This is a genomic window from Cutibacterium granulosum, assembly GCF_900186975.1.
GTDB lineage: Bacteria > Actinomycetota > Actinomycetes > Propionibacteriales > Propionibacteriaceae > Cutibacterium > Cutibacterium granulosum.
Window position 1 is genome coordinate 1,857,329 of sequence record NZ_LT906441.1, and the last position, 14,574, is coordinate 1,871,902.

At 64.4% G+C, this 14,574-nt stretch carries 18 protein-coding genes and 1 pseudogene; 5 read left to right on the top strand and 14 right to left on the bottom strand.

The features are described 5' to 3' along the window. Positions 1-103: 103 nt before the first annotated feature. From CKV91_RS07940 to gdhA, 3 genes are all read right to left on the bottom strand, one after another. Positions 104-1,387, bottom strand: coding sequence for a M50 family metallopeptidase (locus CKV91_RS07940; RefSeq protein ID WP_065860530.1), 1,284 nt, complete (start codon positions 1,385-1,387; stop codon positions 104-106). Beyond that, positions 1,384-2,586, bottom strand: coding sequence for a 1-deoxy-D-xylulose-5-phosphate reductoisomerase (dxr, locus tag CKV91_RS07945; RefSeq protein WP_065860529.1), 1,203 nt, complete (start codon positions 2,584-2,586; stop codon positions 1,384-1,386). Before dxr ends, CKV91_RS07940 begins: the two co-directional genes overlap by 4 nt. 84 nt (positions 2,587-2,670) lie before the next feature. Then, positions 2,671-4,008, bottom strand: a complete 1,338-nt coding sequence (gene gdhA, locus CKV91_RS07950; protein WP_065860528.1) for an NADP-specific glutamate dehydrogenase — start codon at positions 4,006-4,008, stop codon at positions 2,671-2,673. Positions 4,009-4,355: 347 nt separating this feature from the next. On the opposite strand from gdhA, the gene CKV91_RS07955 reads away from it, so the two are divergent. After that, positions 4,356-5,768, top strand: a complete 1,413-nt coding sequence (locus tag CKV91_RS07955; RefSeq protein ID WP_095141015.1) for a serine hydrolase domain-containing protein — start codon at positions 4,356-4,358, stop codon at positions 5,766-5,768. 150 nt (positions 5,769-5,918) lie between these two features. Here the strand turns inward: CKV91_RS07955 and rlmN are convergent, their stop codons facing one another. From rlmN to CKV91_RS08000, 10 genes and pseudogenes are all read right to left on the bottom strand, one after another. Then, positions 5,919-7,139: a dual-specificity RNA methyltransferase RlmN gene (rlmN, locus tag CKV91_RS07960; RefSeq protein ID WP_065860527.1), complete on the bottom strand. Its 1,221-nt coding sequence runs from the start codon at positions 7,137-7,139 to the stop codon at positions 5,919-5,921. A 181-nt stretch (positions 7,140-7,320) separates the two neighbouring features. Next, positions 7,321-7,680, bottom strand: a complete 360-nt coding sequence (locus tag CKV91_RS07970) for a tyrosine-type recombinase/integrase (protein ID WP_081672559.1) — start codon at positions 7,678-7,680, stop codon at positions 7,321-7,323. Positions 7,681-7,746: 66 nt separating this feature from the next. Continuing rightward, complete coding sequence (locus CKV91_RS10115; protein ID WP_169712406.1) at positions 7,747-8,370, bottom strand: site-specific integrase; 624 nt, start codon at positions 8,368-8,370, stop codon at positions 7,747-7,749. Next, positions 8,367-8,738: a hypothetical protein gene (locus tag CKV91_RS10120; protein WP_065673755.1), complete on the bottom strand. Its 372-nt coding sequence runs from the start codon at positions 8,736-8,738 to the stop codon at positions 8,367-8,369. The genes CKV91_RS10115 and CKV91_RS10120 overlap by 4 nt, the downstream gene beginning before the upstream one ends. 73 nt (positions 8,739-8,811) lie before the next feature. Next, a pseudogene (locus tag CKV91_RS10125) lies at positions 8,812-8,916 on the bottom strand (type II toxin-antitoxin system HicA family toxin); the annotation flags it as partial. A gap of 33 nt (positions 8,917-8,949) precedes the next feature. Further along, entirely contained in the window at positions 8,950-9,390 is a 441-nt protein-coding gene (locus CKV91_RS07980; protein WP_065860525.1) for a hypothetical protein, read from the bottom strand. A gap of 79 nt (positions 9,391-9,469) precedes the next feature. Further along, positions 9,470-9,964: a hypothetical protein gene (locus CKV91_RS07985; RefSeq protein WP_065860524.1), complete on the bottom strand. Its 495-nt coding sequence runs from the start codon at positions 9,962-9,964 to the stop codon at positions 9,470-9,472. A gap of 188 nt (positions 9,965-10,152) precedes the next feature. Beyond that, complete coding sequence (locus CKV91_RS07990; RefSeq protein ID WP_021104644.1) at positions 10,153-10,836, bottom strand: DUF3800 domain-containing protein; 684 nt, start codon at positions 10,834-10,836, stop codon at positions 10,153-10,155. A 40-nt stretch (positions 10,837-10,876) separates the two neighbouring features. Beyond that, positions 10,877-11,461 carry a DUF2335 domain-containing protein gene (locus tag CKV91_RS07995; protein WP_021104643.1) on the bottom strand — a complete coding sequence of 195 codons (585 nt, stop codon included), beginning with the start codon at positions 11,459-11,461 and terminating at the stop codon, positions 10,877-10,879. Next, the gene (locus tag CKV91_RS08000; RefSeq protein ID WP_157738762.1) at positions 11,458-11,976 is read right to left on the bottom strand and encodes a hypothetical protein; all 519 of its coding nucleotides are present in this window, start codon (positions 11,974-11,976) and stop codon (positions 11,458-11,460) included. Before CKV91_RS08000 ends, CKV91_RS07995 begins: the two co-directional genes overlap by 4 nt. Positions 11,977-12,171: 195 nt before the next feature. Between CKV91_RS08000 and CKV91_RS08005 the strand changes: the two genes are divergently transcribed. From CKV91_RS08005 to CKV91_RS08015, 3 genes are read left to right on the top strand one after another with little or no spacing between them, the layout of a single operon-like run. Beyond that, positions 12,172-12,435: a helix-turn-helix transcriptional regulator gene (locus tag CKV91_RS08005; protein ID WP_065860523.1), complete on the top strand. Its 264-nt coding sequence runs from the start codon at positions 12,172-12,174 to the stop codon at positions 12,433-12,435. Beyond that, on the top strand, positions 12,432-12,887 hold the full coding sequence (locus CKV91_RS09425) for a hypothetical protein (RefSeq protein ID WP_157738764.1): 456 nt from the start codon (positions 12,432-12,434) through the stop codon (positions 12,885-12,887). Before CKV91_RS08005 ends, CKV91_RS09425 begins: the two co-directional genes overlap by 4 nt. Next, a complete protein-coding gene (locus CKV91_RS08015) occupies positions 12,887-13,648 on the top strand; it encodes a phage antirepressor (protein ID WP_021104639.1) in 762 nt (253 codons plus the stop codon). Before CKV91_RS09425 ends, CKV91_RS08015 begins: the two co-directional genes overlap by 1 nt. Before the next feature lie 78 nt (positions 13,649-13,726). Here CKV91_RS08015 and CKV91_RS08020 read toward each other — a convergent pair whose 3' ends face one another. Further along, positions 13,727-14,245: a hypothetical protein gene (locus CKV91_RS08020; protein ID WP_157738766.1), complete on the bottom strand. Its 519-nt coding sequence runs from the start codon at positions 14,243-14,245 to the stop codon at positions 13,727-13,729. Positions 14,246-14,275: 30 nt separating this feature from the next. On the opposite strand from CKV91_RS08020, the gene CKV91_RS09430 reads away from it, so the two are divergent. Continuing rightward, complete coding sequence (locus CKV91_RS09430; RefSeq protein WP_157738768.1) at positions 14,276-14,422, top strand: hypothetical protein; 147 nt, start codon at positions 14,276-14,278, stop codon at positions 14,420-14,422. The last annotated feature ends 152 nt before the right edge of the window (positions 14,423-14,574 follow it).

Sequence of the window (14,574 nt, forward strand, 5' to 3'; positions counted from 1 at the left end):
TACCGGCCTTTCACCTGTCATACACCCGAAGGACCCCGAAACGTCACGCAGTGGATCCGCAACCGCACGCGTTCCGGAGCACGACCGGACGAACGACGCCACCTCAGAACAGCCGTACCGGGCTGACGAGGTCGGCAATGATGAGGATGATGCCCATGACCAACAGTGCTCCGCCGATCACCCACGCCACCGGAAGCATCATGGCGGTGTCGGCTGGACCGGGATCGGGCCTGCCCAGCACCCGGAAGACACCGCGCTTGATCCACTCGTAGATCGCCCCGGCAATGTGTCCACCGTCCATCGGGGGCAGCGGGATGACGTTGAGCCAGAACAGGAAGAGGTTGAGACCACCCAGCAGGCTCGCCCCGAACGCCACCTTGTCCCCCGTCGTGAGCTGGTCGTTGGCAGCAACGTCACCTGCCACCACGGAGGCCCCGACGATGCTCATCGGGCTGTTGACATCCCGTGCCTTCCCGGTGACGACGTCGGAGGCGACGTTCCACGTGAGTACCGGCAGACGTACCAGCGCGAGCAGGGACTGCTTGGACATCTGCCACATCTCGGAGACGGTGTCGCCCGGCCCGGAGTGCACGACGACGGCCTGCGGCATGAATCCCATGAACCCGGCCTCGACGGTGCGGGTCGGGTCCAAACGGTCGCGCACGGTGTTGGTGACGGTGTTGACGGTGGGCAGGGTACGTCGCTGGCCGTCCCGGACGATGACGAGGGTGGCCGGCTGGTCGGTGTTGGCCCGGATGAGATCGGAGAGCTGTTCCCACGACGTCACCTCGACACCGTTGAACGAGACGACCTCGTCACCTGGCTGCAGACCCATCCGGTGGGCCGGCGTCTCGGGATCATTCGCGGTGCACGACCGCGACGGGTCGCTGGTGCTCAGCACGCACTCGTTGACTGCCGCCACATTCGTCGTCTGAGCGGGACGTCCGGCGATGCCGAACACACCCCAGAACAACAGGAACGCCAGCAGTAGATTGGTGAGGATTCCCCCGCTCATGACGACCAGGCGCTGCCACACCGGTTTGTCACAGAACAGACGTCCGCGGTCCTGCGGGGTGATCTCCTCGCTCTCGGCCTGCCGGGCCTGGTCGGCAACCCTCGTCAACCACGTGCTGCGCCGATGGGTGACGTCGACCGGGTACATGCCGATGATCCTAGTGTAGCCCCCGAACGGCAGCCACTTGAAACCGTAGGTGGTCTCACCCCGCCGCGTCGACCAGATGGTCGGCCCGAAACCGGCGAAGAACTCGGTGGCCTTCATCCCGAACAGTTTCGCCGGGATGAAGTGGCCCGCCTCGTGCAGCAGCACTGAGACGATGATGAGACCGAAGAAGACGACTCCGCCCAGGATCGAGACGAGGACGTTCACGAGTGGGTCCTGTGCTGCACGCAGAGTTCTGCGGCACGTTCGCGACCCCACGTGTCGGCAGCCAGGACGTCGTCGAGACTCACATGGGCATCGTCGACGTGGCCCTGGGCAAGGTGCTCGTCGACCGCCTCGGTGATGATGTCGGTGATGTCGGTGAACCCGATCTCGCCACGGCAGAAGGCGTCGACGCAGGACTCGTTGGCGGCATTGAAGACGGCTGGTGCCGTCCCGGCGGCCTTGCCGGCCCGTCGGGCCAGCTCCACCGCGCCGAAGGTCTCGGAATCCAGTGGTTCAAAGGTCCATGAGGCGGCCTGGGACCAGTCGCAGCCGGCGGCGGCGTCTGGGAGACGATTCGGCCAGGTGAGTCCCAGGGCGATGGGCAGCCGCATGTCCGGCGGGGAGGCCTGGGCAATCGTCGCTCCGTCGCAGAACTCGACCATGGAGTGCACCACCGACTGCGGATGGACCACCACGGTGATGTCGTCGAGGTCGACGTCGTAGAGCAGGGCGGCCTCGAGCAACTCCAGCCCCTTGTTCACCAAGGTTGCGGAGTTGATGGTGATGACCCGTCCCATGTTCCAGGTGGGGTGCTTGAGGGCATCGGCAGCGGTGACGTGGGCCAACTCGGCACGGGTACGCCCACGGAACGGTCCGCCAGAGGCAGTGAGGATGAGACGACGCACCTCGCTGCGCCGTCCACCACGCAGGCACTGGGCGAAGGCCGAGTGCTCGGAGTCGACGGCAACCATCTGTCCCGGTGCGGCCGCCTGGGTGACGAGCCGTCCGCCGATGACCAAGGACTCCTTGTTGGCCAGGGCCAGGGTGGTCCCTGCCTCGAGGGTGGCCATCGTCGCGAGTAGGCCGGCAGCGCCGGTGATGGCATTGCAGACGGTGTCGGCCGGACGGCCGGCAAGTTCGGCGGACGCCCCCGGGCCGGCCAGCACCTCCACCTCATGGAGTCTGACACCGCAGCTGTTGGCATGACGGTGCAACGCGGCACGGAACTCCTCAGCCAGTTCCTCACGTGGCAGGGCGACGACGGGGACGTGAAAGTCCACCGTCTGCCGGGCCAGCAACTCCAACTGGGAGCCACCGGCTGCCAGACCAACCACCCGGAACTGATCGGTACGCGAACTGATGACGTCGAGTGTCTGGGTGCCGATCGATCCGGTTGGCCCCAGGATGATGACCTTCTTCACCCATCCAGTTTTCCATGAATCGTCACCAGACCAACACCAGCCGGGCGGGAAGTAGCCCATACGGCGCTCCTCGCCCCTCGTCGATCAGACGATGCCCTGGGCGATGACGGCGTCCGCCACCTTGATGAAACCGGCGATGTTGGCACCCACGACGTAGTCCCCCGGATGCCCGTAGAGATCAGCCGTCTGGATGCAGTTGTCGTGGATGTCGTCCATGATCTGCTGCAGTCGAGCCTCGGTGTCCTCGAAGCTCCACGAGTCCCGAGCGGCGTTCTGCTGCATCTCCAGGGCCGAGGTCGCCACACCACCGGCATTGGCCGCCTTGCCCGGTGCGAACAGCACCGAGGCCTTCTGGAAGGCTCGCGCCGCCTCGGGGGTGGACGGCATGTTCGCCCCCTCGGCGACGGCGATCACACCATTGCGGATGAGGGTCGCAGCTGCATCCCCGTCGAGCTCGTTCTGGGTGGCACAGGGCAGGGCGATGTCCACCGGCACGTCCCAGATGGATCCAGAGGTGTGGAAGGTGGCGCCATCGCGACGTGCCGCGTACTCGCTGATGCGTGCCCGCTCCACTTCCTTGACCTGCTTGAGCAGGGCGACGTCAACACCCTTCTCGTCAATGACATAACCGCTGGAGTCCGAGCAGGCCACGACGGTGGCGCCGAGGGCCTGCGCCTTCTCCACAGCATGGATGGCGACATTTCCCGATCCGGAGACGGTGACCCGCATGCCGTCAAGATCCTTGCCAGCCTGCTGCAACATTCTCTGGGTGAAGAACACCACGCCGTAGCCGGTGGCCTCGGTACGCACCAGGGAACCGCCCCAGGTGAGGCCCTTGCCGGTGAGCACACCGGACTCGTGGCGATTGGTGATGCGCTTGTACTGACCGAACAGGTAGCCGATCTCACGCATGCCCACACCGATGTCGCCGGCGGGAACGTCGGTGCACTCGCCGACGTGACGGTACAGCTCGGTCATGAACGACTGGCAGAACCTCATGATCTCACCCTCGGAGGCCTGGTGCGGATCGAAGTCCGAACCGCCCTTCGCGCCGCCGATGGGAAGTCCGGTGAGGGAGTTCTTGAAGATCTGCTCGAATCCGAGGAACTTGATGATTCCTAGGTTCACCGACTCCCGGAACCTCAGACCACCCTTGTACGGGCCGAGCACCGAGGAGTACTCCACGCGGAAACCGCGATTGATACGAACCCGACCCGAATCGTCCACCCAAGGGACTCGGAAGATGATCTGCCGTTCCGGTTCACAGATGCGTGAGAGCACTGCCCCCTCGACGTACTGCGGGTTCTTGCGAAGCACAGGGCCAAGCGACTCGAAGACCTCGAAGACGGCCTGGTGGAACTCAGCCTCTCCGGGGTTGCGTCGTAAAACGTTCTGGTAAACGTTCTCCAGCTGGGAATCCATCGGGCCTCCTGAGAATTGATGATCTATACCACCATTTTTCCACCGTAGGCAAAACAACCGCTGGACGTCCGCATTTCGGGTCGGGATGACACCGGGGCACACACTGTGGCCCTGTGAGATCGCCAGCCCGCTTCCGCCCTCCCCACCGACTCGCACTGCCCGACCAACCGGGCTGCCCCACCGATCGGGCCGTGTCGTGCCGGGCATGACCAGCCACGTCTTGCGCTCTGCGGCCAGATCCGTGCCCGGGTCACTGGCCAGCAGCACTCGAGCATCGCTTCCAACCACTCAACCCCGGTGGTCCGACCTCGTCCGCGTGTCAGTGTGAGCGCACTACCGTGGTGGTCATGAGCAGTGCAGAAGTGGTTGAGGTGACGACCGAGGTTTTCGACGAACTGGCAGCAGCGGGATGCCGTCCCCACCGGCTCCTGGTCTGCCAGCACGGACGTCTGCTCGCAGCATGCCGGAACGCCCCGTGGCAGAAGCACCAGCCGTCACTGGTGTACTCGGTGTCCAAGACGTTCACCTCCATGGCCGTGGGCATCGCGGTCGACGAGGGGCATTTCGAATATCTCGACCGTCTGGTCGACCTGTGGCCGGAGATCCTGCCCGAACAGCTGGGGAAGGTGGCCAGCCAGATCCGGGTACGCGACCTGCTCACCATGTCTTCCGGGCACAGCCCGGAACAGACCGAGCAACTACTGGCACGCAACCACCCACCCGCGGAGTCGTCGGTGGCGGACTTCCTGGCCACCGAGCCGCTCAGCCGTCCAGGCACCGACTTCGCCTACAACAATCTGGCAAGTTGGATCCTGGGACGCCTCGTCGCCCGACACACCGGACGCACCGTCGTCGACCTGGTGGACCAGCACGTCCTCGCTCCCCTGGAGATCACCGAATACTCCTGGCAGCGTGATCTGGACGGCCAAGTGCTGGGCTACAGCGGTCTCCACATCGACGCCTCGGACCTGCTCAAGGTGGGGCAACTGCTGCTTGACGACGGCATTCACCACGGCGCGCGGCTGCTCCCGGCTGAGTGGATCGACATGCACCGACGCACCCAGGTGAGGACGGACGGCAACGCTGGCCCGGACTGGGCACTGGGCTATGGCTGGCAGGTGTGGACCTCACAGCATGGCTACCGACTGGACGGGGCCTTCGGCCAGTACGTCCTGGTGCTCCCCGAGCAGGACGCCGTCATCGTCTCGACGAACAACTGTCCGGCAGCAGGCCCGGGAGCGATCCAGACCGTGTTGAGCACGATGTGGCAACGCCTCGTCCCAGCCCTGGACAGGACGGCACACAGCGACCCCGAACCAGACGATGCGGATCACACCCTGGCGGACGACGACGTCACAGAGGTGACACGCACGATCCCCACCATCGACGGGGATTTCGACCCAGTCCGCTCGGTGCAGACCATGCTGGAGGGTGGTCATCTTGTCGTGGCCCCCGGACAGAACGGGTGGAACCTCACCTGGACGTTTCCCGACGACAGAACCCTGCGGGTGCGGGTGGGACACCAGCGTTGGGAACACACCCGCTGCGCGCTGCCGCCCCAGTCGTCGACCGGTGGCGCCGAGGGTCTGCTGGACGTGGCCTGCTGCGGGGGATGGACTGCAGCGGGACTCGTCATCGATCTTGCCGTGGTCTCCAGCCCGCACACCCTGCGTCTGGTACTGGGTGACGAGCCGTGCGCCACATGGGACTCAGAGCCGCTGGGTGACCAGACGTTGTGGTCCCTGGTACGCCCCGTGTGAACATGCCCCGTGTGACGGCCGCATCGTGCAGGAGTCGGGAACCGCCAGTCACGTGCACCGGTCGCCCGGGATCGCACGGAGCACAGCCATGCCAGGAGCGACAGAACACCTTCTGCGGGTTTTCCGGGCCAAGGCCGCCACGCGAGTCACTCACACCCCGAGTTCGTCGACGCGCCCCTTGGCTGCCAGCTGGCCACACGCCCCGTCGATGTCGGAGCCACGGGTGTCGCGCACCGTCACTGGAATCTTCCACCGTTCCAGGGTGGCGACGAAGGCGTCCTGGTCCTCCTGACGCGAAGCCGTCCACCGCGACCCGGGCGTCGGGTTGAGGGGGATGAGATTGACGTGCGCCCAGTTCCAGTCGCCCCGACGCCGCAGCTGTCTGGCCAGCACGGCAGCGCGATCGGCCTGGTCGTTGATGTCACGCATCAGTGCATACTCGATCGACACTCGTCGTTTCGTGGTCTCGGCATACTGGAACGCCGCATCGAGCAGGTCGTCGACCTTCCAGCGCTTGTTGGCGGGAATGAGCTCGTCACGAAGTTCGTCGTCGGGGGCGTGCAGCGACACGGCGAGGGTGACCGGCAGGCCTTCCTCGGTGAGCGCCCGAATGCGCGGCACCAGTCCGACCGTCGAGATCGTCAGGGCCCGGGCGCTCATCCCGACACCTCCTGGGGTGGGGGTGGTGAGGGTTCGCACTGCGTGCAGCACCGATTTGTAGTTGGCCATCGGTTCGCCCATGCCCATGAAGACGATGTTGTGCACCCGCTCACGTGCACCCCGCACTCCCCCGGCCGCGATGAGACGGTTGGCTGCAAGCACCTGGGTGACGATCTCGGAGGCCAGCATGTTGCGCTGGATACCGCCCTGGCCCGTCGCACAGAACGGGCAGGCCATGCCGCACCCGGCCTGGGAGGAGATGCACAGCGTGGTGCGTGCCGCAGAGTGCCGAGTGGCCGGGTAGTGCATGAGCACCGATTCGACCAGCGCCCCACCGATGAGACGCCACAAGGTCTTGACGGTCGTACCGCGATCGGCGCTCTGCTGGGAGACCTGGGTGATCATGGTGGGGAACCAGGCCTCGGCGATCCGGGCCCGAGCGTCCTTGGGAAGGTCCGTCCACTCGGTGGGGTCGATCTCCCATCGTTCGAAGACGTGGGAGTTGATCTGCTTGGCACGGAAGGCCGGCAGGCCAAGGTCCTTGACGGCTTGGACCCGTTGGTCGTCGGTGAGGTCGATCCAGTGCTTGCGCGGCATCCGACGTGCTGGCGACTTGACGACGACCGGCCGCTGTTTTCCTGGTTCGGCCAAGGGTGTCTCGGGCAGGGCGAGGCCGAGTCGCGACGTGGTGGGGCGTGCATCGTGGGTCATGGAACCATCCTCGTCATCGACACCAGAAGTGACAAGCGGACAAGAGGCCAGCGTCCCACTGCTGATTGGATGTCCTGGTACTGCTCGCATCGTGCGTGGGACGGTGGCACCTGATGTGCACATGGTCGGGGCGACAGGGCTCGAACCTGCGGTCTCCTGCTCCCAAAGCAGGCGGCACCACCTAGCCCGGCGACGACGGTAAGGAATCGGTAAAAGCCTGCTCGGAACCGGCGCCCGCCAGCTGCGAATCCATCCTCGCCGCCACATCGTCCAGACCCTTGTCCCACAGCGCGGCGTACACGTCCAGCGTCATCGCCGCCGACGCATGGCCGAGCATCCTCTGCACCGCCTTGACGTCCGCCCCCGACGCTATCGCCAGCGACGCCGCCGTGTGCCGCAGATCATGGACGTGCAGCCCCGCCATGCCAGCCCGGACGGTAGCCGGGGTGAAATGCCGCGACCTCCATGAGTCCTTGTGCACCCTTGTCCCCAGCCGCGTGACGAACAGCGGCTGATCGGCCGGCCTGCCCAGGTCCAGCATCGCCAACACCGAGGCCGGGACTGGCACATCCCTGCCGCGCCCGGATTTGGCGTGGCACACCCGCAGTCATCGGGTGGCCGGGCTGACGTCGGCGACGTCGAGGGCGCAGCACTCCCCCACCCTGATACCGGTGGTGCCCAGCAGCATCACCATCGCCTCCCAGCCGTGGCACTCGTCGGCCAGACGGACCAGATCCTCGGCTGACAGGAAGCGCGGCTCGCGTGGACGCTCACTGGGCACCCGCACCCCGGACAGATCGGCCACGTCGCCGATTGATCCGCGCAGGCATTGCAGGATCTTGTGCTTGAGCGAGGGTGAAGCCGGGCCGTGGTCGGTGCGCAAACCTGCCAGCCACACCTGCACCTGCGCGGGGTCAACCTCGTCGGCAGGCATGCCAGCCCATTCTCCCTTGACCCACGACGCGGCCACACGCGCCGCCTCCCGCCCCTTGGGCGACAGGCCGGCCTTCCCGGCCAGCCACACGTCCACACGCTCACCGACCGTCCGCCCGTCCGACGGCCTGGGCCGCCCCTGCGCGATGCGAGCCGCGTTGATGTAGTCGGCCTCGGCGCGGGTGCGGCAGGCCGTCGACGGCCACCCCGCCACCACGACCCGCCAGCGCAGGCCACGCCCGTCACGCTTGGTCGGTGTGCCGTCCCTGTGACGCCACAGATCAATGACAGCCATCATCCATGGGCGAGCTGAGCCACTCGCCCGCGTGTGACACCGAGCACGGTGGCGCACTCGGCCATGGTCAATCCCTCGGCGCGCAGATGGCGCACGGCTGCCCTGGAGGCTGCGGCGGCCTCTTTCTGGGCGGCGGCAGCCTCGGTGGTGCGACGGCGTGCGTCCACGGCCTCCGCGTAACTGTCGATTTGGGGGATGACAGTAATGGTCCAGTCGTCGTAATTGGTGTCCGGATCGTCGAGGTAGAGGTAGTCGCGGATCTGCCTCTCGGCTTGGTCGAGTGTCTTGGACTGGGTGCAGTGGTGGTCGTCGATGTGGAGTTCCCATCCGCCGCGCCAGCGGATGGCTTTCACTGTCATGGTCTTGCTCATTTGGTGGCCTCCTTGATACCTGCCGGACGACTCCTGCTGACACTTCGCGGCTGTGGGTGATGGTGATGTGGTGTGGGCCGTTGTCCCACCGCTCGTGGTCGCCCCTGACCCGGGATTTGGTGAAGCCGGCTTTGGACAGGAGTTTGGCGACGTCGCGGTACTTCATCGGCTTGACCATGAGTCATGCATAGCCCACCTAAACGCTCCATGCCTAGTCCCGGTAACCACATTCTTTTCCTCCCCCTCCCCTCACGTCATCGGCCACAGCATCCAGCACCCTCCGCTGAGCTGGTGTCAAACCGGCCAGCCGCGCTGCCAGCATGTCGGCGTCCACCCACAGCTCATCGGCCATCTCGGCGGCATCGCCAGTCCAGCGGACGGCATCGGCCAGCTCATCGATGCCGACCAGGCGGCACGCGGCAGCCTGCTCCACCAGCGTCTCCTCCCGCGGATCAGCAGACGGCCCCCGGGCGACGTGCTCCAGCTCGTGGGCGATGGCGCAGCGCCTACCCGCCTGCGACAGGTTGATGTCGACGGTGATGGTGCACGCCGACCAGTCGATGAGGGCGGCAGTGGCCTCGGGTAGTCGCTCCCACAGCAGTGTCCAGTCCGTCAGGTCGCGCAGCCGCCGCCACGGATGATCGTCGCTCATGGCCCACATCATGACCGGGCCGACCGACCATCACCGGGAAATGACAGCGGTGTGATTGCCGAACAGGCTTGTCAGGGGCTCAGTCCTTTGCGGCGGCCCTCTGATTCCCGCGCTCCTGGACGAGTTGCACCTTCATGACGAACTTCCTGGCCTTGTCCGTGTCGCCCTTCTCCATCTCGAGAATCTCGACGTCGCCAGTGTCGGTGTTCATGAGGGTGACGTACCCGACCTTCTTGTGCTTCTTCGACATGGCACCGACGGCTGTCCCGACAGGCCCTGCGAGCAACGTGCCAGCTGCGATCCGGGTTGCTGTCATGCGGACCTTGTCCGGGCTGTCGGCGTACTCGATGACCAGCTTGTCCAGCGGGTAGAACTTCAGGCGGTGCCTGACGACACCGTTCGAGAGGCGGATGTCGGCGACCGATGCTGTTTCGGTGTCGTAGGTGGTCCTGAGTTCCTCCATCCTTGCCCTGGTGGCTGCCGACTCGGCGCGGGAGCGCTCCCGCGCCCGCGCCCGCGCCCACATGCTCGGCTTCTTGTCGTTGCTCTGCTCAGGCTCGTTGGGTGTGCTCATGATGATGTCCTTGCTCCTGTCACGCCACCATTGGCGCTGCCTCCCCAAGTACAGCACGGATTCGTCTGGGTGTTGCGTGTGTGCGCGCAATGACTCATACTGGAAGAGCCGAGACCCTCGGTCCGAAGAGTTACCAGAGGTGGCGCTCCGTCCGCAACGGGCGGATAGGGCCGAGGGTCGTACCATGTCTACTTGAACTTCCAGTACGTCCCTCTCGGCTGGTACGTCTTGGGCCGCAGCCTGTCACGGTTTGCGCACATGTTCTTGCTATCGGGGTTGTCCTCGGCCGAGCGGATGGCCCCGGCAACCATGTCAGCGAGCTGAATGCCGACTGATCTCCGCGAGTCGACCAGAGAGACCTTGGAGATCGTTCCCGGGGATTCGCGGTTGACCATGCGCATCAGGTACGCCGAGTCAGAGACACCGAACGCGTTGGTGTCCTGTCCGTCGATGAACACCTTCGCGTCCTTGATCTGATCGTAGTTCTTCGTCAGCAGCATGCGTATGGCGAAGGCTTTCAGTGCCGATGGGCTCTGGCGCAGGTGTCGACTGTAGATCTGCGGCTTGTCAATGATGATTGCTCTGATCGCATAGTCCACCGGGTCGATGTACCTGAAGAATCTCTCCCTGAAGGCCTTGCTCGACTTGGAGTGCTTGAACTCACCAACCCGCTTGGGGATGCGGCCTGGTTTGGCGTGCTTGCACTGTTCGGCGTACCAGTCATCGCGAGCCTGCTGCATGCACGTATCAAGCAGCTCTATCTGCTCGGTGTCGTAGAACACGCAGGCAGCCATCACGAGATGCCTGGATGAACCCTTGTCGAACTTGAATCCGCCGTCACCGGAATCGTCGACGTACACCCGCATGTTCATGCCTCGTCCCAACCTCCGGGGTCCTGGTGACCTTGTGTGGTCATGGTTTTGTCCCTTGGTCTTTGTGCTGGGTGTGGCGCCGCTCAGGAATGAACGACCCGATGAGCATGACCACCGGTGGCCCGAGCATGATTCCTGCCATGGCGGTCTTCCCCATGAACCCGAATATGGCGGCAAGGACGATGCAGACCAGCGACAGGAGCAGGGCGAAACTTTGACCATCGGAGTCGCGTTCGATGGCGGCGTCGACGATGCGGTCCTCGCGGCGTGACACGTCGACGGTGGACGCCTCGTATCCGGCCATGATGCGCTCTGCCGCGCCGGGTAGCACCCGGTCGTAGCTCTCCAGTGTCTGCGGGTCCGGCAGCGGCCCTGATCTGGTGGTGATCAGTCCCGCGACGACGTTCTGGACCTCCCCGGTCCCTGCCAGGGCGTCGATGTCGGGAAGAGGCTGCTGAGATGCTTCAACGCCTGCGCCTGCCGCTGAATCGACTCGATCATCAACTGGTCGGCCCTGCCCGGACGGAACAGCCGGAACGTCGCGAAGCCGTTCCTGATCGACCCCAGTGTGATCGTCGCCTTTCCCATGGGTCGAGTGTACGTCGTCACGGCTCTCCTTGTTCATGCCTCGTCCCAGCCTCCGGGGTCCTGGTTTTCCTCGCCTGCCTGATCCTGCTCAACGAGCCGAATGCCCTTGGGCTGTCGAGTACGACGGGCGGCAAGCGTCATCTCGCCACGCCCTGCCACTTCTAGCGGGCTCTTCTGATCCTCAGACGGCTGGTCATCACTGCTACTTCCTTGCATCTTCGGGCGAGCAAGCAACGCGATCACGCGATCGATCGCGTCTCGCTCGTCCTTGTCCAATAGGTTCGCCTCAGGAGGAGGACGGTATGGTTCTGTTTCCGCCCGCCTGCGTCCAGCCCATTCGGCGATAAGGCGTGGATCCAGATGGAGAGCCTTGGCTACCGCATCGATGGTGGCTTGGTCTGTCCTTCTGGAGCCGTCCTTCATGGCCGTGAGCGTCGACGGATGCCTATCTATCGCTTCGGCAAGTGCAGTCCACGAGGGACCCTTGCCGGAGCGCCGGTCGGTGAATCCAGCCGCCACTAGAGCTTCGTCCCATCCGTTCGGTGTGCTCACGTCTACCTACTGTCCAGCGATGTTCGAGGATCGTCTAGCCGACATGTAGACGATCTGTCTACAAAATACACATAAGGAACTCTCTAGCCCACCCGTTTAGGCGTCTACAGCGTTTCGTCAGAGTAGACAGTTACGTCTATATCGTCTATCATCTTGCACAATGTTCGGTGATCGTCTACAGTCAGGAGCACCCCAATGAGACAACTGGAGAGGAGGTTCGAGGTGAGGCTCATCAGCGCCGAGCAGCTCAAGTTCTGGATGGCGTACCGCGAGCTGTCAGTCAGAGAACTGGCCTTCAAGGTCGGCTGCTCGCACTCCACCATCGGACACCTGAGGCCGGGGGCAAGGAAGACGTGCCGACCAGAACTGGCGAACAAGATCGCGAAGGCCCTGGGGCGCCCGAAGGAGGCTCTCTTTGTTCCAACGTCGTCTATCGTCTCGCGAGATGTTGCAGCATGACCACCACGCCAGACAAAAAGAAAGCCGCCCCCGAGGCAGCAGGGGCGGCTGAGAACCAGAGAGAAGAGACTGCAGTGTCACTCACCATCAACAGTCCAAGAACGGACGATGTCGCCCTCTTGGCCCATTGCGACGTCGAGAACGCCACCCTCGCCGAGATCGTCGAGTTCCTTGCGGACAGCGACGATGGTGTCCTCGTCTACAGCCTCCCGCCAAAGGGCGACTTGATCCGCCTCATCAAGTCGCACGCTTCTGACAACCCCGTCAGTGAAGATCATTCGAATCAGTGGGGCATGGAGACGGTCGAATCTCGTCAGTGCCTCCTCAACCTTGAGTACCTCAGCCGCCGAGGCAGCGGTGTAGGCCAGCTCGCCGCCGATGCCAATACTATTGCGCATGGTGATTCCCATCGTTGTGTGACAGCACGTACCTCCACCGGGGAGGTCGAGTGATGCCCAGCATTATCCCATTCACCTATCAAGACCAGCCAGTGCGCGTCGTCACCATCGATGGAGAGCCGTGGTTCGTCCTTGCCGATCTGTGCAAGGTGCTCGACATCGCCGCTTCGGGCCGCCTTGCCGCACGACTCGACGAGGGTATGCGTCAGACGCACACCCTTGAGACGGCAGGCGGTCGCCAACGGATGACTATCGTCTACGAGGCTGGCATGTACGAGGTCGTCATCCGATCCGACAAACCCGAGGCCGCAGCGTTCCGCCGCTGGATCACCAGCGAAGTCCTCCCCTCGATCCGCAAACACGGCGGCTACCTGACACCTGAGAAGGCCGAGGAGATCATCTCCGACCCGGACGTCATCATCGAGCTGGCCCAGGCCGTCAAACGCGAAAAGTCAGCCCGTATTGCCATGGAATCCCTCGTCCATGAGCTCGAGCCCAAGGCTGACATGTACGACCGCTTCCTCGATGCCGACGGCACCTACTCGATAGGCAACGTCACCAAGATGGTCGGGCTCAGCCAGAACAAATTGTTCGACCGGCTTCGGAACTCGGGCGTCCTCATCGCCAAAGGGGCCATGCGCAACACCCCTTACCAGCGTTACATGCACCACTTCTCCGTCCGCCCTTACGACTTCGAGCGCTCCGACGGGACCAAAGGCACCAGCTACACCACTCGAGTGCAGCCATCTGGCATCCAGTTCATCTGCCGCAAGCTCGGTCTCCAACTCATTGACGACCAGGAGGCAGCCGCATGAGCACAGTCTTCACCGTTATCGCCGTCGTGTGCGCCCTGGTGTCCAGGGTTGGTGCCGGGCTGGCCATCGCCGCGATCGTCAAAGTTGTTCGCGACGATCGACGAGCGGAACACGAAGAGGCCGACCATCCGACAGACGCAACTCCAGATGGCCAGCCCCGGCTCGACCAAGACCCCGATGCAGCACGACCCGCCACGCCCCAGAGGGGTCAATCGTGACCGGCAGCGTCTCACCGTCTATCGAGACACGGAACCACGCGTCGGAGTTGGCGATGTCTGCGACAACCACCGGGGAACCGGTCGTGTTCACCAGGGTCCACGTGTCCGATCCGTTGCCGCGCGAGACCAGGTGCACCTCCAGTTCTGGCCGTGACAGCCGCTCGGCTATGGCGCGAACCTGTGCTGCCTGCTCGCGTGCCGCCCACGCCTGCGCCTCGGCTGCCTCCAGTGACCGTTGTGCCTCGTCGCGGATTCGTTCCGCCTCCTGTTTGGCGGCCCGTGAGACGTTGGCACGCCACCAGGCCACGCCGCCGCCGACAAGCGACACCGCAGCACATGCGGCACTGACTGCCGCTGCCACCACACCTGCATCCGTCACACATCCCATTGTTCCCGAAAGGAATCACCAATGACCATCGACGCCAAAACCCAGCAGGTCGTCATCTACGGCCACCCCTGGGACAAGGTCAATGAGTTCGCCACTGACGTCAAGCTCCTCGCCCGCCTGGGTGAGGCCGTCGACGCATGGCGCAACCGAGGGGAGGCGGCATCATGACCGGCACCCCGATGACACCCAGGCAGGCCGCCGAGGAGCTGGGCCTGCACGAAAAACCGTCCGCCAGATGTGCGCCACGCGCCGCATCGGCCACACCGTCACCTACGGCCCCAAAGGACAGGCCAGATACCACCTGTAACCGGGCGACATCG

Excerpts from the sequence above, each read along its gene's own strand:
- gdhA (WP_065860528.1), bottom strand. The coding sequence starts at position 4,008 with ATGGATTCCCAGCTGGAGAACGTTTACCAGAACGTTTTACGACGCAAC.
- rlmN (WP_065860527.1), bottom strand. The coding sequence starts at position 7,139 with ATGACCCACGATGCACGCCCCACCACGTCGCGACTCGGCCTCGCCCTG.
- CKV91_RS07970 (WP_081672559.1), bottom strand. The coding sequence starts at position 7,680 with ATGCTGGACCTGGGCAGGCCGGCCGATCAGCCGCTGTTCGTCACGCGG.
- CKV91_RS09425 (WP_157738764.1), top strand. The coding sequence starts at position 12,432 with ATGACCACCACGCCAGACAAAAAGAAAGCCGCCCCCGAGGCAGCAGGG.
- CKV91_RS07985 (WP_065860524.1), bottom strand. The coding sequence starts at position 9,964 with ATGAGCACACCCAACGAGCCTGAGCAGAGCAACGACAAGAAGCCGAGC.
- CKV91_RS07980 (WP_065860525.1), bottom strand. The coding sequence starts at position 9,390 with ATGAGCGACGATCATCCGTGGCGGCGGCTGCGCGACCTGACGGACTGG.
- CKV91_RS07990 (WP_021104644.1), bottom strand. The coding sequence starts at position 10,836 with ATGAACATGCGGGTGTACGTCGACGATTCCGGTGACGGCGGATTCAAG.
- CKV91_RS09430 (WP_157738768.1), top strand. The coding sequence starts at position 14,276 with ATGACCATCGACGCCAAAACCCAGCAGGTCGTCATCTACGGCCACCCC.
- CKV91_RS10120 (WP_065673755.1), bottom strand. The coding sequence starts at position 8,738 with ATGAGCAAGACCATGACAGTGAAAGCCATCCGCTGGCGCGGCGGATGG.
- CKV91_RS08015 (WP_021104639.1), top strand. The coding sequence starts at position 12,887 with ATGCCCAGCATTATCCCATTCACCTATCAAGACCAGCCAGTGCGCGTC.
- CKV91_RS10115 (WP_169712406.1), bottom strand. The coding sequence starts at position 8,370 with ATGATGGCTGTCATTGATCTGTGGCGTCACAGGGACGGCACACCGACC.
- CKV91_RS07955 (WP_095141015.1), top strand. The coding sequence starts at position 4,356 with ATGAGCAGTGCAGAAGTGGTTGAGGTGACGACCGAGGTTTTCGACGAA.
- CKV91_RS08005 (WP_065860523.1), top strand. The coding sequence starts at position 12,172 with ATGAGACAACTGGAGAGGAGGTTCGAGGTGAGGCTCATCAGCGCCGAG.
- CKV91_RS07995 (WP_021104643.1), bottom strand. The coding sequence starts at position 11,461 with ATGAACAAGGAGAGCCGTGACGACGTACACTCGACCCATGGGAAAGGC.